This is a genomic window from Paenibacillus larvae subsp. larvae (assembly GCF_002003265.1).
Classification (GTDB): domain Bacteria; phylum Bacillota; class Bacilli; order Paenibacillales; family NBRC-103111; genus Paenibacillus_H; species Paenibacillus_H larvae.
In genome coordinates, this window is sequence record NZ_CP019687.1 from 1,931,436 (window position 1) to 1,951,923 (window position 20,488).

Here is a 20,488-nt window from a genome sequence, read left to right on the forward strand (position 1 = left end):
CGCTTTCTGAAACAGCCATGAACGGATGGAGGTTGCTTTTGGAGATTTGTATTCAGGGGAAAGCACCCTTTATGCGCTTTCCTCTTGTTTACCTACTTGGCTTTCTTTTGTGGTCAATACCGGAGCAAGTTTCTTTTCAACCACATCTTGCGTAATCGTGCATTCCGTAACATCGGTACGGGTAGGCACATCAAACATCACGTCCAGCATGATGCTTTCAATAATAGCCCGTAAACCACGTGCACCCGTATTCCGCTTAATCGCTTCCTGAGAGATAGCTTCCAAAGCTTCTTTTTCAAACTCAAGCTTCACGTTGTCCATCTCCAGCAGTTTTTGGTACTGCTTCACAAGCGCATTCTTAGGTTCAGTGAGAATACGGACAAGAGCAGCCTCATCAAGAGGTTCCAAAGTAGAAACTACTGGAAGACGTCCAACAAATTCAGGAATGAGACCGAATTTGAGAAGGTCTTCAGGCAGTACCATGGACAGATATTCTCCGGGCTTCAAGTCCAGTTTAGCCCCGTCTGTACTGAATCCGATAACTTTCTTCCCGATTCTGCGTTTGATGATCTGCTCCAACCCGTCAAATGCACCACCGCAAATAAACAGGATATTGGTTGTATCAATTTGAATGAACTCCTGATGTGGATGTTTACGTCCTCCTTGAGGCGGAACGGAAGCAACAGTACCTTCTAAAATTTTCAGAAGAGCCTGCTGTACCCCCTCACCCGAAACATCTCGGGTAATCGAAGGATTTTCGGATTTACGGGCCACTTTATCAATTTCGTCGATATAGATAATGCCGCGTTCCGCTTTTTCCACATCATAATCGGCCGCTTGAATCAACTTAAGCAGAATATTCTCTACGTCCTCTCCTACATAACCTGCCTCTGTCAAGGAAGTAGCATCAGCAATGGCAAAGGGAACATTCAGGATTTTGGCCATGGTTTGGGCAAGCAGGGTTTTCCCGCTTCCGGTTGGACCCACAAGCACGATATTGCTTTTTTGAAGTTCTACATCTTCCAGTTTGCTTTGGGAATTGATCCTTTTGTAATGGTTGTAAACCGCAACGGAAAGCGATTTTTTCGCCTGATCTTGACCAATTACATATTGGTCAAGAATGCTGCAGATCTCTTTTGGTTTCGGAATGTCTTTAAGGTCCAGTCCTTCCTCATGACCCAGCTCTTCTTCGACGATTTCCGTGCAAAGCTCTATACATTCATCGCAAATATAGACACCTGGACCGGCAACTAATTTGCGGACTTGATCCTGGGATTTTCCGCAAAATGAACACTTCAGTTGACCTTTTTCATCGTTAAATTTGAACATTGGATCACTCCCTTATTATTTCAGGTCGCTCCGAGTGATAACCTCATCAATCAATCCGTACTCCTTAGCATCCAAAGCACTGAGGAAATTATCGCGGTCAGTGTCCTTATCGATTTTGTCGTACGTTTGACCTGTATGATGAACGTATATCTCATTGAGTTTCTTTCTTGTTTTTAAAATCCAATCGGCATGGATCTTAATATCTGCTGCCTGGCCCCGGACCCCGCCAAGCGGCTGATGAATCATTACTTCACTGTTTGGAAGGGCGAATCTTTTCCCTTTAGCTCCTGCCGTTAAAAGCAGGGAGCCCATACTGGCAGCCATTCCTACACAAATTGTGGAAACATCGGGCTTGATGTACTGCATGGTATCATAAATCCCCAGTCCGGCCGTAACAGAACCTCCAGGGGAATTAATGTATAAATGGATATCCTTATCGGCATCCTGAGCCGATAAAAATAGCAGTTGGGCAATGACCAGATTGACGACATCGTCATCGATTGCACTGCCGATGAAAATGATTCGATCTTTAAGCAAACGCGAATATATATCGTAAGAGCGCTCGCCACGGGCTTCTTGTTCAACAACCATTGGGATCAGACTCATTGGACCAACTCCTTTTAAACAAACTTATACTCATTTTAACATGTTTGTTGGGCAAAGTCATTTTTTCCTGGCAGGGGTTATGTACTTGGGGTTTTTTGAGTAAAAGAAAGGCACGCTTTTGTGTACGTGCCTGTTCTTTTTATCATTCATCCTGTGAGGATAACTTATTCAGCTTTTTCCGTTTTGCTGTTCTCGAGTAAAAAGTCCACTGTTTTGCGGATAGCCAGATCCTGTTTCATGCTGGACAGGCTGCCGTTGGCTTCAAAGATGGAACGGATTTCTTCAGCTGTCCGTTGATAAGACTCGGCCAGCTTCTCGATTTCCGCATTGACATTTTCATCACTTGCGGTGATGTTTTCTTGTTCTGCGATTGCTTCCAGTACAAGATTGTTCCGCACACGCTTTTCAGCATCCTCTTTCATTTGCTCTTTCAGCGTATCCACGTTTTGGCCGGAGAACTGGAAGTACAGATCAAGGTTCATTCCCTGCATGCCAAGGCGGCGTTCAAATTCCTGAACCATTTGGTCCTGTTCGGCTTCAATCATTTCCGCAGGAATGTCAACTTCAGCGTTCGCGGCTGCTTTTTCCACAACTGCGGCTTCTCTTTTTGCTTGTTGTTCCTGGTTTTTCTTTTCGGACAGTTTCTGTTTCAGATCCTTTTTATATTCTTCCAATGTATCGAATTCACTGATATCTTTGGCAAATTCATCATCCAGTTCAGGAAGGTTTTTGCGTTTGATATCGTGCAGTTTCACTTTAAATACGGCTTTTTTGCCTTTAAGTTCTTCAGCATGGTAATCTTCAGGGAAAGTTGCTTCAATGTCTTTCTCTTCATCTTTCTTCATGCCAACCACTTGTTCCTCAAAACCAGGGATAAAGCTGCCTGATCCAAGCTCAAGTGTATATTTTTCGGCTTTTCCGCCTTCAAATGCTTCACCGTCGACGAAACCTTCGAAGTCAATAACGGTAATATTGCCGTTCTCTGCCGCAGCGCCTTCTTCAGCCACCTCAAGCTCAGCGTGTCTTTGCTGCAGACGTTCCAATTCTTCTTTGATTTCTTCTTCTGTTACCACCGTTTCCCCGGCAGGAACTTCAAGCCCTTTGTATTCGCCAAGCTTTACTTCCGGCTTTACAGTTACCGTGACTTTGAATTTCAGGGTTTGACCTTTAGCGAATTGTTCCACATCCACTTCCGGACGTCCAACAGGTTCGATCCCGGTCTCGTTCACAGCTTCCATGTAAGCTTCAGGAAGAATGATATCCAAAGCGTCTTGATAAAGTACGTCAATACCGAATTTTTTCTCAAAAATTTGGCGAGGTACTTTCCCCTTACGGAATCCAGGTACATTAACTTTTTTTACGACTTTCTTGAAAGCCTTATCCAAAGCTTCCGCCACTTTGCTTTCTTCCACTTCAATATCAAGAACCGCTGTGTTCTTCTCTATTTTTTCCCAACTTGCTTTCATTTTATGCTTTCCCCTCCAAAATGTACCATCGCTATTTTAGTCACGTACAGGAATGCCTGTACATATAAGCAGTCTTTTCCGCCATTATAACCATTCCATTATAACATATAACGTTGTCTTTTCAACAAGAGAAAAGAGGCTTTGTCATCTTGCAGATGAGGCAGTTTTCCGGTGTTTTCTACCAACTGTTTCTGTTCGGATAGAAGGTTTGGGTAAATCCGTTTAAAATTTGATAGGCTTTTTTCCATGGCAGGGTAAGATCTGTTGTAATCCCGTACCTCTCAAGCAATTCTTCTTCATCCACATGGCCAAACAGCTTTTGAAGCAAGGAAACATGAAGTGCAGACGCCCAAACATCCACCTCAGTTTCAGTACTGTCTTTGAGACGGTTATATAGAGGGGTCGCATAAGCATATGCCAGAAATTCAAACCAGGTCTGTTCAGCAAAGTAAGCGAAGTCCGGATTATCCGCCTCACTCATTTGTTTGACCCGCTCTATCATTTCTTGCATCCGAACCGGATATTCGTCCTGTTTTAAAGGAGTATCTTCTATATGTACTTCATAGATCCGGCCGTTTTTACGCAGCATAATAGTTCCCCTTAAACCTTGGACTTTTAAAGTCTGTAAAGCTTTCACTTGCAAAAAAGGATGTCTTTCTTCCCCGGTAAGCCAAGCTTGGACCGTTTGTCCGGCCCTTTCATCCTGGGAGTAGGCTAGATGCTCCAAAGCTATCAGTTGCTGTCCCATGTCTTTGGACTCCGTAAGTTTGCTTAGCAGCTTATCTGTATATCCGGCTGAACTGGCTCTAGCCGCCATGTTTTGTCTAAGCAATTCCTGTTCTGTCATATCTTCGTCTTCCGGTTCTTCAGCTACCGTTTCCGGGAACATCGTTTCAAGCCAATGCTGCAGAGCCAGCCACTGGTCCAGCTTGTCCTGCTTGATTTCGGGAAACTGCAGCATAAAACGGATCAAATCGACAGCTTTCTTATATTGTTCCTGTTTCAAATAGAGAGTGAGCTGTTCTTCATAGCGTTCGATCGTTTTTGGATGCAGCACCACATTATGAAAGGGTTGATTCATTCTAATCCCACCTTAGGATCGTAGTCCATAAAAGTTATTTGACAAGTGTAACGGATTCTGTACCGGAAAGCAAAACCCTGCTGAATCTTTTTAAAAAAAGAAGCCCTGTTTTTCACGTGATTGTTCCCGATTATCCTGAAGGCGGGAAGGCAAGATCCGGCATCCACTTGGCCATATGCCCCTTTACCTGCTCCCTCTTTTGCTCAATCCCCTGAAGATCCCGGTTTGTTAGTTGATCCATAGGAATGACAGAGTATTCCCTCCAGTTTTTGTAGGAAATATAAGTAGGGATAAAAGACGGGTTCTGTATGGAGATACTAATCTTATCGCCCCGTTCAATTTTTTCAATATGAAGAGTCAGAATTCCTCCGATTAATGTATCCAACTCTTTTTGTGCGGCCAAGAAATTGCCGAGGGAATAAACAACAAATCCTTTTGTTCCGTCCTCTCGTTCAACCCATTCCGCTGGCTGTAAAACATGGGGGTGATGCCCTAAAATAATATCAGCTCCCTTCTTGACAGCAAATTTAGCCAGCTCCTTTTGTTCTTCATTTGGATTCATTTGATATTCAATACCAAAATGGAGACTCAACACGACAACATCAGCCTGCTGTTTCGCTTTGCTGATTTCTTGTCTGATCCTGTCTTTATCGATGTAATTCACCAAATATTCTTTCCCCTGCGGAGCAGTAAGGCCATTCGTGCCATAAGTAAATGCCAGGAAGGCGACTTTCACGCCGTTTTTTTCCAACACTCTGATTTTGTTTCTGTCTTCCTCATCTTTATATGCTCCTACATAAGGCAGGCCGATTTTTTCATAATATCCTATTGCATTCAGGATAGCTTGTTCCTTTCGATCCAGTGTATGGTTGTTAGCCATAGAGACAATATCTACCCCTGCCTGCTGAAGAGTGTCACTGATTTGAAAAGGACTGTTAAACATCGGGTAACTGGACAATCCTATCTCGGCTCCACCAGCTATACTCTCCTGATTGGCAAACGTGATGTCTGCCTGTTCCATCAGAGATTTCACTCTGGCAAACATAGGATCAAAGTGATAGGTCTTGCCCTGTCCCTTTTTGTAAGCATCTTTATAGACAGAATCGTGAATCAGGATATCTCCAACCGCCGACAAGGTAATTTTGGCACGGGTCTCCCGGGGAACAGGACTGGCTGAAGGTAAAGCTGAAGGAGAAGGATCCGGGGAATAATTCGGTATCTCTGAGCTTTCATGGTTAGATTCAGAAGCTGAGTTTCGTTCGTGCAAAGTGATCCATCCCCCTGCAACGGCCAAAATTAGAAGTACGCATAATGCGGCCGCTATCAACAAGGGGCGTTTTTTTCTTAACATGGATTAGCTCCTTTATTTACAGATTTTATTGCATAATGGAAAACAGCCCGTTTACCAAGAAGTAACGGGCTGTTTTGGGATGCCGTGTTATTTCTCTTACTCTCGTGGATTATTCTGAGCCGGGTGTTTATCGTTCTTCACCAACACCTCTTCTGCGAATTCGGCTTGATTGACATACTTAGTGCCCTTATTTTTCTTACCCTTTTTAGCCATCTGTATGCCCTCCTTAATGCTGTTTATTCGGCAGTTTATTCTCAGGATGGTTTTTTCCTCGGGTTCTCTCGTTTCGTTCAGCTTTTCGCTGCTTGTCATGCAGTTTGCTTATGAAATGGCTGTCCATGATAGAGCCCTCCTGTGTAGATAAAATAACACTGCTTTTCTAGCATGCCCGAATCTACAATAAGGGACCCCTGTCAATGGGTGCCGTCTTTTGAAACCAGTCCCAAGCCTGCTGCACATCTTCTTTAGCCAAATAATCTACTTCTATCTCTGATGAGGCTAATCCACCTTTAATGCCGATTTTCAAGTTTGCAATTCCTTTACGGTCCTGAAAAATGGTTTTGGTTACAGAAAGCTGCTGAATATTCCTGCGGCGAACTAGTGTTGTTTTTAATGCCAAAAACCGGGAACGGGCAATGAGCTGGCCGGGCCTGATAGAAAGCCCTGCCCCTCTTTGCATGGCTTTTGCCCAAAACCAGTCGAGGACAGGTAACGCTATAGCAAACCAACCGTACACCGGGAAAAAGTAAATGAGTACTGCCGCCAAAACCAGCGAAAGAAGAATGCCGAATCTAACAAAATAATAAAAGGACTGCTTCGGAGCTTTTTTCTCAATAGGATACCACTCATACTTCGGAAGCACCTCTTGCAAGAATCCGGGCATATGTTCTATCTGGATAAATGGGTGCAAAATAACTTTCTCATTGCTTTTGGCATTGATTACAGCAAGCTGTATGGAAGCAAAACCAAACGGCTTTCGGAGAACCCCTTCGACAATTTGTACCGCCTGAACCCGTGAAGGATGAAAAGTAAGCGAATGTTTATTTACCAAACCATAAGAAATGACAAATTCATCACCGCGTTTTAACACTTTAAATCCCCAATATTTGAAGGAATAAAGCACGAGAGAAATGAACCATGCGGCCCCGCCAAGCAACAAGCAGATCAGAGCAATAACGCTGAAACCAGATTGCGTGATTTGCTGAAAAACATCCCCGAGCCATTTTTCAGGAATAACTTTGTCAAAAGTCTGATAAATTACTCCAAGGAAAGCGAAGGTAAGCCCAATATTACCGGAAGTCATAGCCGCATATAACAGCTGCTTTCCGGATACATGAAGCAGAACAGCTTCGGGGCCCAGAGTCAGGAGCGGAGGCTGCTTTTCCCGGTTTTGCTCGGGTAGCGGCCCCACATTCTCTTCTCCACACTCCCTGCCTCTTTCCTCCACTGCCTCACCGTCCTGCCGGCTCCTCTTTTCGTATATAACCGAACGGATTCTCTCTGCTTCTTGCAAAGAAATAGCGGGGAGTACGGCATCGCCTTTCTTTTCTCCCCCTGCCGTCTCTATTCGCAAAGAACAAAGACGGTATATCCTGTGAAATAAACTTTCTTCCATATTCACGGACTGGATTTTGGAAAATGAAATGAATTTCTCTTCTTGGGTAAAAACCCCTTTTCGCACCAAAAGTTGATCCTCATCCAGACGATAAGTAAATCTTCTCCATTGAAGAAAGGAAGTCAGCAGCCCGACAATCACGGCTAATCCTGTAATAAGAGCCAGCAGCCAAAACCGTCTTCTAATATTGCCTGAAAGGCCCAGAATAAGGAGCGGGATCAGAAAGCCTTTCAGCCAGTTAAACCACATGACCAGTATATGAATGGGATGGCTGCGTCGCTCTTTGTTACTCATACTCATCACCTATTCGGGCCAGTATGGCGATCTGCTGTCTAAGCTGTTCAGCATTCTCATTGGAAAGCCCGGGTATGGACTGATGAGAAGAAGCCGTCATTATATTGACCGAGGCCAGTTTATATTTTCGCATAATAGGTCCCCGCTTCACTTCAACATGCTGTACTTTGGTCATCGGGATCGTGATATAAGTAATCGTGATAAACCCCTTGCGGATATGTATTTCTTCCTCAAACACCTCATAAGCAAAAATGCGCATGCGAATTGAAGGTGCAATAAAAACAAAAACAGCAAATAATAAAATAGAAACAGTAATAGCTATCCAGGCAGGCCAGAGCGGCCAGTTTTTGACGAAGGCGAGTATCAGATATCCTAAAGCTGCCGCTACTGCAATTCCCCATCCTATAGCTTCTGCCAAACGCATTACGTTCAAAGTGTGTGGATGCAAGCGTTTTGATGGTAGATACATAAACTATCGTTCCTCCTTGTGTACTTTTGAAACAATCATAATGTATTTTATGAGATTGCTTCCACCATTCTTCCTTATTGAAACGAATCAAACTAAAAAAAGACCCAAGTTTTTCAACTTTGGTCTGATCCTCTATGATATATGGACTTTAAATGCAGAAAAGAACTATCCTTCATACTTTAAATGCATGGCCATATCTACTAGAATTGAACGCGATTCCGGTTGATTTTTACCTTCCTTGAACAGCTGTTCAAAAGACGCTTTGCGTTCTTTATACTCGGTTTCGTTTTTAATATAAAAATGAGACCATTCGATCAGCCTGTTCTCTGCCTGGATCAGATCATTGTAGGCTTTATGAAACCCGCTCTTTTCAATGGCTTCTTCCATTTCATCCTGGCCGATTTCTTTTCCCTTTTCCTTCATTTCTGCGAGTTTTTTGTCCGCTTGTTTGCTTGTATGCAAAAAACGTTCTTTGGCTCCCAGATAATCGATTTGCGCTGTGGAGTACCTTCTCTTCATTTTTATCACCCGATATGTTTGATTTTCTGCCCTATGAATAAAAAAGACCTCTTTATTGTAACAAATGATCTGAAAAAAACAAGGAATTACCTGCATAATCAGGTATACGGGAAAACCGGGCCGGTTTTCTTCCGCTCTTATACTCATATACGTATAAATAGACGGGAATGTTGCAGGGGGGTGGACAGACATCATATTCCTTGTGTATGCATACCCTGTAACATCGTTTTGCTTTGCCAGAAATGAAGAAGCGGACTCGAAATTATATTTGAGAAGGGAAGGAAGTCTATGTGCGGAATAACCGGATGGATTGACTGGCATAAAGACTTGACTGGCAGTTCCTCCATTCTCGAAACCATGTCTGAATCACTCTCGCACAGAGGTCCTGACGCTTCAGGTACATGGATCTCCCCCCACTGCGCTTTGGGGCACCGCCGCCTTAGTGTGCTGGACCCCGAGAACGGAGCGCAGCCCATGGTTAGGAGAGCCGGGGAACATACGTATACCATCACCTATAATGGGGAAATCTATAACGTTTGGGAGTTAAGGAAAGAGCTGGAATCCCGGGGGCATGTATTTCGAACCGACTGTGATACGGAAGTGCTGCTTGCTTCCTATATAGAATGGGGAAAAGATTGTGTGGACCGGTTAAACGGCATATTTGCCTTTGGTATCTGGAGTGAAAGAGACCAGTCGCTTTTTTTGGCGAGGGACCGGCTCGGGGTAAAGCCCCTTTTCTACGCACGGATGAAAGGTATGCTGCTGTTTGGTTCAGAACCTAAAGCCATCCTGTCCCATCCTCAATTCCCGGTTAGAATCGGTGCACAGGGACTTGCAGAAATATTTGCCCTGGGGCCCGCACGTACTCCGGGTCATGGCATATATGAAGGTCTCAGCGAATTAAAGCCGGGCCATTGGATACAGTACGATCAAAACGGCATGACTTTGCGGGCCTATTGGAAGCTTGAAGCTTCGCCGCACACAGATAGTGTAGATGAAACCGCTTATCATGTAAGGGAATTGCTGCAGGATACGGTACAAAGGCAGCTGATCTCGGATGTTCCTCTCTGTTCCTTGCTTTCTGGAGGTCTGGACTCTTCTGCACTCTCGACCCTCGCAGCCAAACATTACGCCCAAACAGAAATGAATCCCCTGCGTACATTTTCCGTAGACTACGTAGACAACGACAAATACTTTAAGCAAAATCATTTTCAGCCCAATGCAGATTCTCCCTGGATCCAGAGAATGTCGGATTTCCTGGGGACCAGACATACAGCCTTTCATTTTGATACACCTGAGCTTGTGGAATCGCTCAAGCAAGCAGTCTATGCCCGAGATATGCCGGGTATGGCTGATGTAGACAGTTCACTCTACCTGTTCTGCCGTGAAATAAAACGCCAAGCTACCGTCGCAATTTCCGGGGAAGCCGCTGATGAAATATTAGGCGGTTATCCGTGGTTTCACCGTGAAGAAACGCTTAAAGCGGATACTTTCCCCTGGTCACTGACTATCCCGCAGCGGATAAGCGTTTTATCTCCAAATCTAGTAGATTGGATCCGGCCGCAAGAGTATGTACAGGAACGCTATCATCAGGCACTGGATGAAGTTCCCCACCTGGAGGGGGAAGACCGAGAACAAAAACGGATGAGAGAAATGTCTTACCTAAATATTTCCCGCTTCATGCCTACTCTATTGGACCGCAAAGACCGCATGAGCATGGCCGTTGGCCTTGAGGTTCGGGTTCCGTTCTGTGACCATAGACTGGTTCAGTATGTATGGAACATCCCTTGGAAGATTAAGACAACCGGGAAACGCGAAAAAGGTATCCTCCGCAAAGCCTTGAAAGGCATTCTTCCGGATGATGTCCTGATGCGCAAGAAAAGTCCTTACCCCAAAACGCATAATCCTTCCTATACACAAGCGGTAAGAGAGTGGTTAAGCGATATCATGCACGATCCATCCTCACCGCTACAAGATTTCGTCCATAAGGACCGGCTTGTCAAAATGCTGGATGCTGATGTCAGCGAGTTCTCCTTTCCCTGGTTCGGACAGCTCATGACAGGGCCGCAAATGTTCGCTTTCCTTGGCCAGGTGGATACTTGGCTGCGGAAATATAAAGTATCAATCGTGTAAGTTATACCCGGAGGGTATAAAAAAGCTCCGCCCTTCGGCGGAGCTTTGAGCGAGTTGAAGTGGATTGCTACAAAGCTTCGTATAGTATGGCCAACTGCTTTAGGGCAATCGCCCTGTGACTGATGAGGCTTTTTTCCAAAGTCGTAAGTTCTGCCATGGTCTTGTCAAGATCCGGCAAATAAAATAGCGGATCATATCCGAAACCATGTTCCCCCCGGCGTTCATTAAGGATAAATCCTTCACAGACCCCTTCCGTATGGAGTACCTCCCCGGATGGTTCCGCAAAAGAAAGTGCGCATACAAACTGTGCGGGACTTAGAAGCGATGCTTTACCGAGTGGTTGCCGCTTGTCCTCCGGCACAACCCGTGTAAGCTCGGCCAATAGTTTCGCGTTGTTAGCCTCATCGTTACCGTGTTCCCCGGCAAATCGAGCAGAGTATACTCCGGGAGCCCCGTGAAGAACGTCCACACACAATCCCGAGTCGTCCGCCAGTGTCGGCACATTCAGATGCCGGGCAATAAGCTCCGCTTTGATGCGTGCATTTTCCGCAAAAGTATTCCCGTCTTCGATGATCTCGGGCAAATTCCTATAATCGGCCAGACTGCGTACTTCCTTGCCAAATCGGCCGAAGAATTGGGCAAACTCCTTCAGTTTGCCTTTATTCCCCGTGGCTATGACAACAACATCAGTTTGCGGCATTCTTGTTCACTCCGATCGTCTCCCCGGCTGCACCTAAGGCTTCGCGCTGAAGTTCAATCAAACGTAAAATCCCTTCTTCAGCAAGTCCAAGCATCCGATCAAGGTCATCCTTCGAAAATGGAGATTCTTCGCCGGTACCCTGCACTTCCACAAAATGCCCGCGTCCGGTCATTACGACGTTCATATCCACATGAGCCTGAGAATCCTCGGTGTACATGAGGTCAAGGAGAGTTTCTCCCTGAACGATTCCTACACTAACGGAAGCGAGATAGTCCGTTATGGGGTTTACCGTTATTTTTTTATCTTCCATGAGCTTATGTATAGCCAAAGACATCGCGATAAAAGCACCGGTTATGGAAGTGGTTCGTGTACCTCCATCCGCTTGAATGACATCACAATCCAGGGTAATCGAACGTTCTCCCAGTGCCTCCAAATTGATGACAGAACGAAGAGCACGCCCGATAAGCCGCTGAATTTCCATCGTACGCCCGCCAAGCTTCCCTTTGGATGCTTCCCTCTGATTGCGTACTTGTGTAGCGCGGGGGAGCATGGAGTATTCCGCAGTGACCCACCCCTTTCCCTCATTTTTGAGGAAGGGAGGAACCCTTTCTTCGATTGTTGCCGTACATATTACCTTGGTATCCCCTACTTCAATCAGTACGGAGCCTTCCGCATGTTTATTGTAATTGGGGGTTATCCGTACCGGCCTTAATTCGTTCGGTTGTCTTCCATCCGCTCGCATAACAACTTCCTCCTGTAGCTTGGCAGCCCCGCATTTTCGGGCAGCCTTCTTCTTACTTCTCTTTCCGAGTCGTAGACCTACTTATTGTATCAGAGTGTATTAGGAAAAGCATCATAACAAAAAAGAATTGCTTCCCCTTAAGTCAAACAGACCCGTTCAAATTAAGAACGGCCTTCTCCTTTGTACGCAGGAAATTCCCTGGTGTGCATTCCTAGATTTTGCTGCCCCGCAAGCGGGAACTCATGTTTTAAAAAGGGAGAGCCCCGCTCTCCCTCTAAAAACTATAGGCAAAATCTTAAAATACACGTTCTGCTCTTTAAACACGGGTGGGGGTGTTACATCTTAACCGGATTGACATGCGAAGGGCGGGAAACAGGCTTGCCTGTTGAGGTCACCTGGGCATCTCCATTTACTTTAATTTGAACTTTAGCCGCGCCCGTATTTTCTGTCAGGGAAAGTACAACAGACTGCAGGGTCTCTTCCGGCACTTTTTTATCTTCACCAAGCAGCTCCCCTGAAAAGTTAACCGTAACCAGTCCTTCCTCCGACTCTTTGGCCTCTTCGACTCTTGTATGTTCACTGAGTACAGCCGTCAGTCCCTTTTGACCAGCAGGGCCTTTTTTCAGTTCCTCCATTACCGTTTTTGCCACATCCTGGGACCGTTTAACCAAACGGGTAACCGGAACGTAATATTTGTATTGTGTATCAGTTTGCCCAGTAAAATACAACGTAACCGGTTGCGAATACGTGTAATCTACACTTTCCGCCTTCTCGAGGTTGATCCCCATCGCCCTGCTTAAAGGTTCATCCATAGGGGTCTTGGCTACAGGCATCTCGGACAAGTCCTTTCCGTCTACACGGATTTTCACCTGTTTAATGGAAGGAAACCCGGTTAGCGTCCAAGTAATGGCCTCCATAATTTTACGTTCGTCTTTCCCGTCGTAGCCGGCAAAAGCTTTGTTAAAATCAACAGTTGCCGTTTTCTCATCATTTACATCCAGAGGTTTTATTTCGGTTCCCTTCGGCAAAATAGCCGTAAATCCCTTTGGAAGTAAGGAAACTGACGGTCCCCCATCCACCATATATTCAAGTGCAGATTTGGCTATTTGTTTCGTTTCGGGCACGTTTAAGGTAACGGGCACAACCATACCCTTCGGATCTTTGGCATATACCGTAACCTGCACGTTTTTTCCGTCTGTTTTGCCTGTAACAATGTCCTCTTCACCCAGCTTAGCCTCCTGAGAGTTAGACGGGGGCGCATCGATGGACTGTTTCTTTTCAGTAAGACCCGGAACACTACACCCGGCTGCTAACAGAGCCACCGTGCTAACCACCAAAACTCCCTGCACCCACCGCTTCTGTTTCATTGTGTACACCCTCCTTTAAATGATCCATCCAATTTCCCTTACGTGATTTTTGCTCTTTCCGGTAGTACTATGTATACAAGGACGTTGTCCAATTTAGACCGACTTTTTGTCCCCCTTCCCGGAAAAGCTTATTCTTTTTCATAACAGAAATGGTTCTTGGGAAAATTAGGGCTCAGAATGTCAAGGACGGCATGTCCGGGAGCATAAAAAGAAAAGCATCAAAGGAGGAACTGATCATGCCATACAGTCTGGACAGTAAAAAAGTCGCCAGAGCGACTAAAGAATGGCTAGAAAAGCGCGGAGTCACTTGTTCAAACATCGCCGAACTGACTTATTTTCTTCAAAAGGACTATATACCCGGATTAAAGATGGAACAGTGCCTGGAAAGCGTTGAAGCCGTTCTGGCAAAAAGGGAAGTACAAAACGCCGTGCTTACGGGGATTCAACTGGATATCCTGGCTGAGGAAGGGAAACTAATGTCACCGCTTCAGGAAATGGTTGAGAACGATGAAAGCCTGTATGGATGCGATGAGATTTTGGCCCTGTCTATCGTGAATGTGTATGGAAGCATAGGCTTTACAAATTTCGGTTACATAGACAAGATGAAACCCGGAATTTTAACAAAATTAAATGATAAGCATGGGGAACACAAGCATACGTTCCTTGATGATATAGTAGGCGCAATCGCTGCTTCGGCAAGCAGCCGGATCGCCCACCGCAAGCAGGAAGAGGTTGAAAGTAAAGGGGAATAACGGGCCTCTCCCTTTTCCTCTTTCTCCTCCCGCTTTCCTGATATAATAGAAAGCTGACGGAAAAAGGAGGGATGTCGTCTGTTACTGCTTCGAAAGTCGTTTCTTCTATTAATGATTGGCGAGGTCATCTCCGGTATAGGCATATGGCTCGGGATTATCGGGAATCTCCAATTTATGAATCATTTGATCGATTCTGATTTTATCAAGTCTTTGATTCTGATGTCCGGAGTTTTAGCCAGTCTTCTTTTTTTACCCTTGTCCGGGAAATGGATTGATAAGATGGAGAAGCGGAAGATCCTTATTTATTCCAGTATGCTCCGCTGCCTGTCTCCCGTCTGTATGTTTCCGGCCTTGGCGTTTGATTCTATTCCATGGATGATGGCCTCCCTGATCTTGAACCAGGTGACCAGTGCCGTTTATTTTCCGACCGTACGAACTTCTTTGCCTGTCCTCGTCGATAAAACGGAACTGCTTCAAGCCAATACGATTTACATGAACATTGTCACAATCTCCAGGATCACCGGTACGGCGGTGGGAGGTATAATGGTCGCCAGCCTATCTCTGAATGATCTTTATCTGGGCAGCCTCGGAGGTTTTCTTATTCTGACGATCATTACATGCTTTGTGCGGATTCCCTCCAGGGAAGGCCAGCAGACCGGCAGGAATAAAGAAAAGATCCGGTTCAGTGAAGTCTTTACCATACTTCCCAAACAGCCTGCCGTTCTTATGGGCATCATCATGTCTTCTACGATCAATCTGTTTCTGGGTGGATTTAACCTGCTCGTTCTGGCATTTAGCCGGGCTCAGTATTCCCCGGATGTAATGGGATGGATCTATACGGTAGAGGGGGCAAGCATTCTTATTGCGGGACTTTTTATCAGAAGGTTCACGGCAGGCTTTAATCTCATGATAATGCGATAATATGTAATTCCTTTAACGTATTGTTACAAAATCGCGCTAAATCATGGTTTTTCGCTTTATACACTGTAATATCTTTAACGGAAAATTACGCTGTTTCATGACCTTGCGTTACCTTTTTGTTACCGTTAATAAACAAATAAAGAGCCTCAGAGACGTATAGGGTCAGTCCCTACCTCCGAGGCTTCTTTCTGTATTTTTAACCAATTATATTTTGAAAAATGGTTCTGATTCTATTCTATAAACCCCATTTCCATCAGGATTATTAAATAGCTTTGTATTAATCCAATATCATTTGTGATTACGTCCAATTTATTGAATTTGTCAATTTTAGACTTTTCTACACCTTCCAGTGCTCTAGCTCTCTTTAGGTTGATAAGTTGCATTGACAAATCATACTTAGCTCTCTCCTCCAACCTCCGATAACTCTCCTGTATCATTTCATCGTCTAGATTACCCTTGCCCATTTCAAAAAAATTTGATAAGTCAACTTGCTTTTTAATCTGACTCACCTCTTGTTTATTGTAGTTTCATGATATTGCGAGCTCAAAAACAGAATTCTCTCCAGGAAGTTCTGAACGGATAATAAATCGTTTTCAAAATACCTGCAACTGGTTCTAAGATAAGTAATGTCCCTCCCTATTGTTATTTGATGCCACGTTCATTACTTCCCCCACTTCTAAATGCGACTTTTCCTCTAATTAATTATGGATAAAATATGAAATAAAACCGTTTGCAAAAAAATGCCCAATCAAATAACTGTTCTTACATGTATGACTATGTAAACAAATTCACTTTTCATTATTTGCTCACTTCCTTTCTTTTCCTACTTCTATTATAGAAATTATTTTCTCATTGTTTCAACGCGCAAAATAATACATTTCGTGCATATATTTGAAATAAAATGCAAAAAAGTGCCCCTGTTTTATTCACATATTTTCGTATTGTTACAATTTTTGTATTTACCTGAATTCCGCCTTTTTCCGTATTATTCGTTTTTGCAAGCGGTTTTAAATTTTATGTGAAATAGATAATTTCGTATTGCCTGTTCCAGATTTAGGATGTAAACTGGTGATGGTTAATTTGGTGATAACTTAATAAAAGGAGAGGTTAAGGTGAAGAAGTTTTTAAGCATTGTCATGATTTTTGTTTCTTTTAGGAGTGTTGGCAGCTTGTGGGAGCAAAGAAGCGTCTACAAGTACAGAACAGGAGCCTAAGGCATCTGCTAAAGAGTCCGAAAAGCCGAAAGAAAAGGAAGTAAGCGCCGAGGAAAAACTTGCTCTGGAGTACATAAATGTATATAACAACGGTAAAGATGTAGAAGCTAAGAAGAAGTTTGTTGAAGAGAAAGTTCACCCGGATATTAAGCAATTATTTACAATGGGCCTAAGCGCGACTCCTGAAGAAAAAATGTTTAATAACCCCGAAGTCTTGGAGTCGGTTGATTATGAAAAAGCAGGAAAAAAGGGAACCACAGTACTTGTTAAAGGAAAGGCCTTTGATGGAAAAGATGGGGAAAGAATTATTTTGATTATGGACAATAAAATTGGAATGGCCCTCGCTCCTGACTCAAAAAATGAAGACGCAAAGAAGGGTTATGATGAATTAAGAGCAAAATTTAAAACTCCACAATCCTGATTTTAAGCCCTTCGGGGCTTTTTATTTTGCATAAAAAAAGAGCGGTAAGGCTTTGTTCCTCCTGCTCTTTCTCGTTTATACAATTTTCTGGGGTCACTTCATTATGCCTCTGTGGCCTTTTCTTTTTCCTCTGGGCCCGGTATATGCTCAATAACATCTTCAACTGGTACGCCGAAATACGTACAAATTTTATCTATTACCTCTAGTGATACATATTCTCCTTTGCCCATCTTCGCAATAGTAGACGGACCAAATCCAAGCGCCTTACGTAAATCTTGTTTATAAACATGACTCCGTGTCTAGTCCATGATTCCTAGTTTTGATAGAATTAAGAATATCAGTTATGCCCGACTAATTTGAACGGCTCTTTCTTATTCTATCTTCAATTGAAAGCCGTCTACCTCTCTTTCCGCATCCCGAAAAAGTTCCAATAAAAGCCGGCTATATTCCCCAAGTTTCTCTTCACTTTCTTGAAAGTGCACCCACCTGATTGTCAGCGGCATCTCAATTAACCCTGTAAGACTATCCCATAAAGCATCTAAATTATGACCGTAATAGCCCGGTAAATCTAATGCTTCCTGCAAGGTGGTATGAAGGTGCTCAGGACTCTCTATTTTCTTTCCATCTAATATGATTTCACGCATATTCAACAAACTCCTATTCTTTTTCGTACAATTTTTGAAATGTCTTATAATGGTCTTCCGTCTTGTATATTAATGTAACTTCATTACCGCGATCGTTTGCAAATAGAATCCTTTTTGCCCTCCGTTTACCATCCTTGAAATCGATATCTACTTCGTACCAAGTCCTTCCATCCTTCTTTGGTAATTTCCCTTCAAGATTTTTAAAAACATCCCCCCCAATACTTTTACCTGGTGCAACTTTATTCAAGTCTACTCCTGGTTTCCAGCCCAGTTTACTAGCTTCAGCTTTTGTAATGAAGTTTAGTGGAAGTATCTTATATTGTATTAAATAATTTTTAACTCCATTAAAATCAGTTGCGTGTTGATATAGATTTCTTATAAATTCACTTGTTTTTGGTGCTTCTGTTTGTATTTGTTCTCGTTTTTTAGAGTCAGGTGAGAATAAGTTACTAAACACGCCGGCAAAAAACTCTTCTGCATTCTTTTTTATAGAATCATCAATTGTGATGTTATTCTTTTCTACCTCATATATCTTTTGAAAGTTTTCTTTTTTGGATTGGTTTTTAAACAGTAATTCATCTTGGGCACGTCCAAATTCATGAAATAACGTCTTTCTATCTGCATCCTTTTCTAGGTTATGGCCTTCATGATTAATCTGAACCCACAAACTTTTAGATTCTTTATCGTATGCACCTTTTGTATCTTTTCCCCTGGCTGCCCCATCCTGATCTGTAAAGATAATGGCTCCATCTTTGTTCATTTTGCTGACGATGGATGATAAACCATTTTTAGGTACGCTACTGGTTAAAGTGTAGCCCATCCACGTTGGGAAAATGTATGTATCGACAATCAAAAAAAGAGTGAACCTGAAACAGGCCCACTCTCTCGTTAAAATCTCCCGACTTTTTGAATAAGACTTCTATTCTTCAACGCTTCTTTCATCTCTATCCCGTCACCTATAAGCACCTCATTATGCTTACAGCATTTGCCGGGCGGCCGAAATAGGTTCTTCTATTCATTAGGGCAATAAATATTGGTGCCAATTGACCTGATTCATGGGTCTGAGGGGTTCTATCGCCTCAAAATACAGTTATAAAGAAAAGGAGATCTTCTATTACTTTTGGGTTATCATACAATTTACTTTCAATATCACCATGCATTACGACTTCTATTTCTTTAAATCCAAGAGAACTAAAATAATCTTTTAATTTGGCAGGGGTAAAAAAACCAACCCAAGGTTCTTTTGAATTTTTTAATATCTCCAATACTTTTTCAATAACTAACCTATTCGGATGTGATTTATTATAAAAAACATCCTCATTTAAAAAATCTAAACTTATCCCTACTACATTTATTGACTCGCACCAAAAGGAAATTATATCCTTTACTTTAGAATTTTCAATATAATAAGTTCCACCTTCCCAAATTATATACGTTTTTTTCTCTAAAGAAAAACCTACATCTTTGAGTTTTTTAAGTACATTTTCTTTTTTTAAATTAGTTAAATCACAATTAAGAATAATCGACTTTGTCGTCATGTCAGCTTCTTCATAGATGTTACTTATATTATCGGCACTTATATCCAACCCAAAAACTTGTTTTCCTTCTAATTCTTCCATCACATCAGCTTTGGTATCTAATCCTATTCCTAAGACGAGTAGTTGGTCAAATTTATCTTTATTCTTATGTATTTTATTTTTAAAATAGTAGTTTCTATATAAGTTGAATCAATATTCTTAGCAAACCTTGGCAAGGAAAAAGGAACCATTTGTCGAATAAGAAACAGATCAAGAATAGACAAGTGGGGATGACAATGGATAAACATACCGAACTGGCAAAAGTAACGGCAGCCATGCAACAAACCAAAGAGCGCCGAATGTATGAACGCTACCAAGCGATCTATTTGCATTTGAAAGGCACATCCATGAAGGCGATCGCTGACATTTTGAATCGAAACCGAATGACGGTGAGCAGTTACATTCATACGTACGAGAACGGTGGACTGGGAGCCTTGCAAATCAAGCATTCCTCAGGTGCTCCTACTCGGTTGACGAAGCAGCAGCAGGATCGCTTGAAACAAACCGTCGCCTATTCGGTTCCCCATGAGGTCGGCTTTACGGCAAAGCACAACTGGACGCTTGAACTGATTGCCACGTACGTGGAACGCGAATGGGGCCATTGCTATTCGCTCCGAGGCATTTCCAAGGTCATGGAGCGGCTAGGGCTCAGCTATACGAAACCGACCTACACGCTCGCAGCAGCAGATCCCAAGAAACAACGCCATTTCACCGAAACGACCTTTCCTGAACTGAAAAAAAGCTACTGAACGAGGAGATTGATCACTTGCTGTTCGAGGATGAGTCGATGATCCGGGACTACCAGGCGATTCAGAAGACCTGGTTCCTTCGCGGGAAGCAACGCATCATTCCAACCACGGGCAAGCATCGTGGGGTCAAACTGCTGGCCACGGTTGACTATGAAACGGGACACATCGTTTGGCAAGAAGATGAACAGTACACCGCTGAAACGTTTCTTTCCTTTCTTCAAAAGGTCATGGCGACTTATCCAACAGGGAAACTGGCTCTGGTTTTGGACAATGCCCGGATTCATCATGCAAAGCTGCTTCGGCCGTTTCTGGAAGCGCAAAAAAATCGGCTTGAGCTTGTGTACTTGCCTCCATACAGCCCTCAGTTAAATATCGTAGAAGGACTCTGGAAATGGCTCAAGTCCAGTGTGATCAATAACGTATTCTATTCGGCCGTTTCCGAAATCCGTCTGCGTGTCGGGCAATTTATGGATGAAATCATGAAGCATCCTCATGCCATTATTGACCGGCTGTGCGTGCGACTTTGATTGCTATTTTC

22 protein-coding genes are annotated in these 20,488 nt (G+C 43.4%); 5 read left to right on the forward strand and 17 right to left on the reverse strand.

The features are described from left to right. Nucleotides 1–69: 69 nt before the first annotated feature. The 9 genes from clpX to BXP28_RS10005 all read right to left on the reverse strand — a co-directional run bounded on the left by clpX (nucleotide 70) and on the right by BXP28_RS10005 (nucleotide 8,730). Nucleotides 70–1,329 (reverse strand): ATP-dependent protease ATP-binding subunit ClpX, encoded by a 1,260-nt coding sequence (clpX, locus tag BXP28_RS09965; protein WP_023484290.1) that lies wholly within the window; start codon nucleotides 1,327–1,329, stop codon nucleotides 70–72. 15 nt (nucleotides 1,330–1,344) lie between these two features. Further along, complete coding sequence (gene clpP, locus BXP28_RS09970) at nucleotides 1,345–1,935, reverse strand: ATP-dependent Clp endopeptidase proteolytic subunit ClpP (protein WP_036656352.1); 591 nt, start codon at nucleotides 1,933–1,935, stop codon at nucleotides 1,345–1,347. A 164-nt stretch (nucleotides 1,936–2,099) separates the two neighbouring features. Beyond that, nucleotides 2,100–3,401 carry a trigger factor gene (tig, locus tag BXP28_RS09975; protein ID WP_023484292.1) on the reverse strand — a complete coding sequence of 434 codons (1,302 nt, stop codon included), beginning with the start codon at nucleotides 3,399–3,401 and terminating at the stop codon, nucleotides 2,100–2,102. Nucleotides 3,402–3,579: 178 nt separating this feature from the next. Then, on the reverse strand, nucleotides 3,580–4,482 hold the full coding sequence (locus BXP28_RS09980) for a hypothetical protein (protein ID WP_046655164.1): 903 nt from the start codon (nucleotides 4,480–4,482) through the stop codon (nucleotides 3,580–3,582). Nucleotides 4,483–4,612: 130 nt separating this feature from the next. After that, entirely contained in the window at nucleotides 4,613–5,833 is a 1,221-nt protein-coding gene (locus tag BXP28_RS09985; RefSeq protein ID WP_023484294.1) for a CapA family protein, read from the reverse strand. A gap of 226 nt (nucleotides 5,834–6,059) precedes the next feature. After that, nucleotides 6,060–6,173 (reverse strand): DUF4023 family protein, encoded by a 114-nt coding sequence (locus BXP28_RS09990; RefSeq protein ID WP_024094793.1) that lies wholly within the window; start codon nucleotides 6,171–6,173, stop codon nucleotides 6,060–6,062. Between the two features lie 54 nt (nucleotides 6,174–6,227). Further along, nucleotides 6,228–7,742, reverse strand: coding sequence for a PH domain-containing protein (locus BXP28_RS09995; RefSeq protein ID WP_024094794.1), 1,515 nt, complete (start codon nucleotides 7,740–7,742; stop codon nucleotides 6,228–6,230). Then, nucleotides 7,735–8,211 (reverse strand): PH domain-containing protein, encoded by a 477-nt coding sequence (locus BXP28_RS10000; RefSeq protein ID WP_036656348.1) that lies wholly within the window; start codon nucleotides 8,209–8,211, stop codon nucleotides 7,735–7,737. The genes BXP28_RS09995 and BXP28_RS10000 overlap by 8 nt, the downstream gene beginning before the upstream one ends. A gap of 165 nt (nucleotides 8,212–8,376) precedes the next feature. Continuing rightward, nucleotides 8,377–8,730: a hypothetical protein gene (locus BXP28_RS10005; protein WP_024094796.1), complete on the reverse strand. Its 354-nt coding sequence runs from the start codon at nucleotides 8,728–8,730 to the stop codon at nucleotides 8,377–8,379. Between the two features lie 288 nt (nucleotides 8,731–9,018). Between BXP28_RS10005 and asnB the strand changes: the two genes are divergently transcribed. Further along, nucleotides 9,019–10,863, forward strand: a complete 1,845-nt coding sequence (gene asnB, locus BXP28_RS10010) for an asparagine synthase (glutamine-hydrolyzing) (protein WP_023484298.1) — start codon at nucleotides 9,019–9,021, stop codon at nucleotides 10,861–10,863. 67 nt (nucleotides 10,864–10,930) lie between these two features. On the opposite strand, the gene BXP28_RS10015 is transcribed toward asnB, so the two are convergent. From BXP28_RS10015 to BXP28_RS10025, 3 genes are all read right to left on the reverse strand, one after another. Continuing rightward, on the reverse strand, nucleotides 10,931–11,563 hold the full coding sequence (locus tag BXP28_RS10015) for an XTP/dITP diphosphatase (RefSeq protein WP_023484299.1): 633 nt from the start codon (nucleotides 11,561–11,563) through the stop codon (nucleotides 10,931–10,933). After that, nucleotides 11,550–12,305 carry a ribonuclease PH gene (gene rph / locus BXP28_RS10020; RefSeq protein WP_023484300.1) on the reverse strand — a complete coding sequence of 252 codons (756 nt, stop codon included), beginning with the start codon at nucleotides 12,303–12,305 and terminating at the stop codon, nucleotides 11,550–11,552. The genes BXP28_RS10015 and rph overlap by 14 nt, the downstream gene beginning before the upstream one ends. 335 nt (nucleotides 12,306–12,640) lie before the next feature. Further along, entirely contained in the window at nucleotides 12,641–13,672 is a 1,032-nt protein-coding gene (locus BXP28_RS10025; RefSeq protein ID WP_023484301.1) for a GerMN domain-containing protein, read from the reverse strand. A 236-nt stretch (nucleotides 13,673–13,908) separates the two neighbouring features. Between BXP28_RS10025 and BXP28_RS10030 the strand changes: the two genes are divergently transcribed. Together BXP28_RS10030 and BXP28_RS10035 are read left to right on the forward strand one after the other, a co-directional pair. Then, nucleotides 13,909–14,424 (forward strand): phosphatidylglycerophosphatase A family protein, encoded by a 516-nt coding sequence (locus BXP28_RS10030; RefSeq protein WP_036656345.1) that lies wholly within the window; start codon nucleotides 13,909–13,911, stop codon nucleotides 14,422–14,424. A 111-nt stretch (nucleotides 14,425–14,535) separates the two neighbouring features. Next, nucleotides 14,536–15,345, forward strand: a complete 810-nt coding sequence (locus BXP28_RS10035; RefSeq protein ID WP_023484303.1) for an MFS transporter — start codon at nucleotides 14,536–14,538, stop codon at nucleotides 15,343–15,345. A gap of 230 nt (nucleotides 15,346–15,575) precedes the next feature. Here the strand turns inward: BXP28_RS10035 and BXP28_RS10040 are convergent, their stop codons facing one another. Further along, nucleotides 15,576–15,758, reverse strand: a complete 183-nt coding sequence (locus BXP28_RS10040; RefSeq protein ID WP_036656341.1) for a hypothetical protein — start codon at nucleotides 15,756–15,758, stop codon at nucleotides 15,576–15,578. Between the two features lie 748 nt (nucleotides 15,759–16,506). On the opposite strand from BXP28_RS10040, the gene BXP28_RS10045 reads away from it, so the two are divergent. Then, a complete protein-coding gene (locus BXP28_RS10045; protein WP_036656340.1) occupies nucleotides 16,507–16,980 on the forward strand; it encodes a hypothetical protein in 474 nt (157 codons plus the stop codon). Between the two features lie 101 nt (nucleotides 16,981–17,081). On the opposite strand, the gene BXP28_RS10050 is transcribed toward BXP28_RS10045, so the two are convergent. The 4 genes from BXP28_RS10050 to BXP28_RS10065 form a co-directional block, all read right to left on the reverse strand. Then, complete coding sequence (locus BXP28_RS10050) at nucleotides 17,082–17,210, reverse strand: helix-turn-helix domain-containing protein (protein WP_367869701.1); 129 nt, start codon at nucleotides 17,208–17,210, stop codon at nucleotides 17,082–17,084. Between the two features lie 141 nt (nucleotides 17,211–17,351). After that, nucleotides 17,352–17,624, reverse strand: a complete 273-nt coding sequence (locus BXP28_RS10055; RefSeq protein ID WP_023484983.1) for a barstar family protein — start codon at nucleotides 17,622–17,624, stop codon at nucleotides 17,352–17,354. Between the two features lie 13 nt (nucleotides 17,625–17,637). Next, complete coding sequence (locus tag BXP28_RS10060; RefSeq protein ID WP_051428012.1) at nucleotides 17,638–18,477, reverse strand: ribonuclease domain-containing protein; 840 nt, start codon at nucleotides 18,475–18,477, stop codon at nucleotides 17,638–17,640. A 226-nt stretch (nucleotides 18,478–18,703) separates the two neighbouring features. Further along, complete coding sequence (locus BXP28_RS10065) at nucleotides 18,704–19,315, reverse strand: class I SAM-dependent methyltransferase (RefSeq protein WP_077585033.1); 612 nt, start codon at nucleotides 19,313–19,315, stop codon at nucleotides 18,704–18,706. 116 nt (nucleotides 19,316–19,431) lie between these two features. On the opposite strand from BXP28_RS10065, the gene BXP28_RS10070 reads away from it, so the two are divergent. Further along, nucleotides 19,432–20,477, forward strand: a protein-coding gene (locus tag BXP28_RS10070; protein WP_104932612.1) for an IS630 family transposase whose coding sequence is annotated in 2 segments (ribosomal slippage) — nucleotides 19,432–19,935 and nucleotides 19,938–20,477 — 1,044 coding nt in all. Because the reading frame shifts where the segments join, the coding sequence is not laid out codon by codon here. Nucleotides 20,478–20,488 lie beyond the last annotated feature (11 nt).

Excerpts from the sequence above, each read along its gene's own strand:
- BXP28_RS10050 (WP_367869701.1), bottom strand. The coding sequence starts at position 17,210 with ATGGGCAAAGGAGAATATGTATCACTAGAGGTAATAGATAAAATTTGT.
- clpP (WP_036656352.1), bottom strand. The coding sequence starts at position 1,935 with ATGAGTCTGATCCCAATGGTTGTTGAACAAGAAGCCCGTGGCGAGCGC.
- BXP28_RS09980 (WP_046655164.1), bottom strand. The coding sequence starts at position 4,482 with ATGAATCAACCCTTTCATAATGTGGTGCTGCATCCAAAAACGATCGAA.
- tig (WP_023484292.1), bottom strand. The coding sequence starts at position 3,401 with ATGAAAGCAAGTTGGGAAAAAATAGAGAAGAACACAGCGGTTCTTGAT.
- BXP28_RS09990 (WP_024094793.1), bottom strand. The coding sequence starts at position 6,173 with ATGGACAGCCATTTCATAAGCAAACTGCATGACAAGCAGCGAAAAGCT.
- BXP28_RS09985 (WP_023484294.1), bottom strand. The coding sequence starts at position 5,833 with ATGTTAAGAAAAAAACGCCCCTTGTTGATAGCGGCCGCATTATGCGTA.
- clpX (WP_023484290.1), bottom strand. The coding sequence starts at position 1,329 with ATGTTCAAATTTAACGATGAAAAAGGTCAACTGAAGTGTTCATTTTGC.
- asnB (WP_023484298.1), top strand. The coding sequence starts at position 9,019 with ATGTGCGGAATAACCGGATGGATTGACTGGCATAAAGACTTGACTGGC.
- BXP28_RS10015 (WP_023484299.1), bottom strand. The coding sequence starts at position 11,563 with ATGCCGCAAACTGATGTTGTTGTCATAGCCACGGGGAATAAAGGCAAA.
- BXP28_RS10030 (WP_036656345.1), top strand. The coding sequence starts at position 13,909 with ATGCCATACAGTCTGGACAGTAAAAAAGTCGCCAGAGCGACTAAAGAA.
- BXP28_RS10000 (WP_036656348.1), bottom strand. The coding sequence starts at position 8,211 with ATGTATCTACCATCAAAACGCTTGCATCCACACACTTTGAACGTAATG.
- BXP28_RS09995 (WP_024094794.1), bottom strand. The coding sequence starts at position 7,742 with ATGAGTAACAAAGAGCGACGCAGCCATCCCATTCATATACTGGTCATG.
- BXP28_RS10005 (WP_024094796.1), bottom strand. The coding sequence starts at position 8,730 with ATGAAGAGAAGGTACTCCACAGCGCAAATCGATTATCTGGGAGCCAAA.
- BXP28_RS10035 (WP_023484303.1), top strand. The coding sequence starts at position 14,536 with ATGATTGGCGAGGTCATCTCCGGTATAGGCATATGGCTCGGGATTATC.
- BXP28_RS10055 (WP_023484983.1), bottom strand. The coding sequence starts at position 17,624 with ATGCGTGAAATCATATTAGATGGAAAGAAAATAGAGAGTCCTGAGCAC.
- rph (WP_023484300.1), bottom strand. The coding sequence starts at position 12,305 with ATGCGAGCGGATGGAAGACAACCGAACGAATTAAGGCCGGTACGGATA.
- BXP28_RS10025 (WP_023484301.1), bottom strand. The coding sequence starts at position 13,672 with ATGAAACAGAAGCGGTGGGTGCAGGGAGTTTTGGTGGTTAGCACGGTG.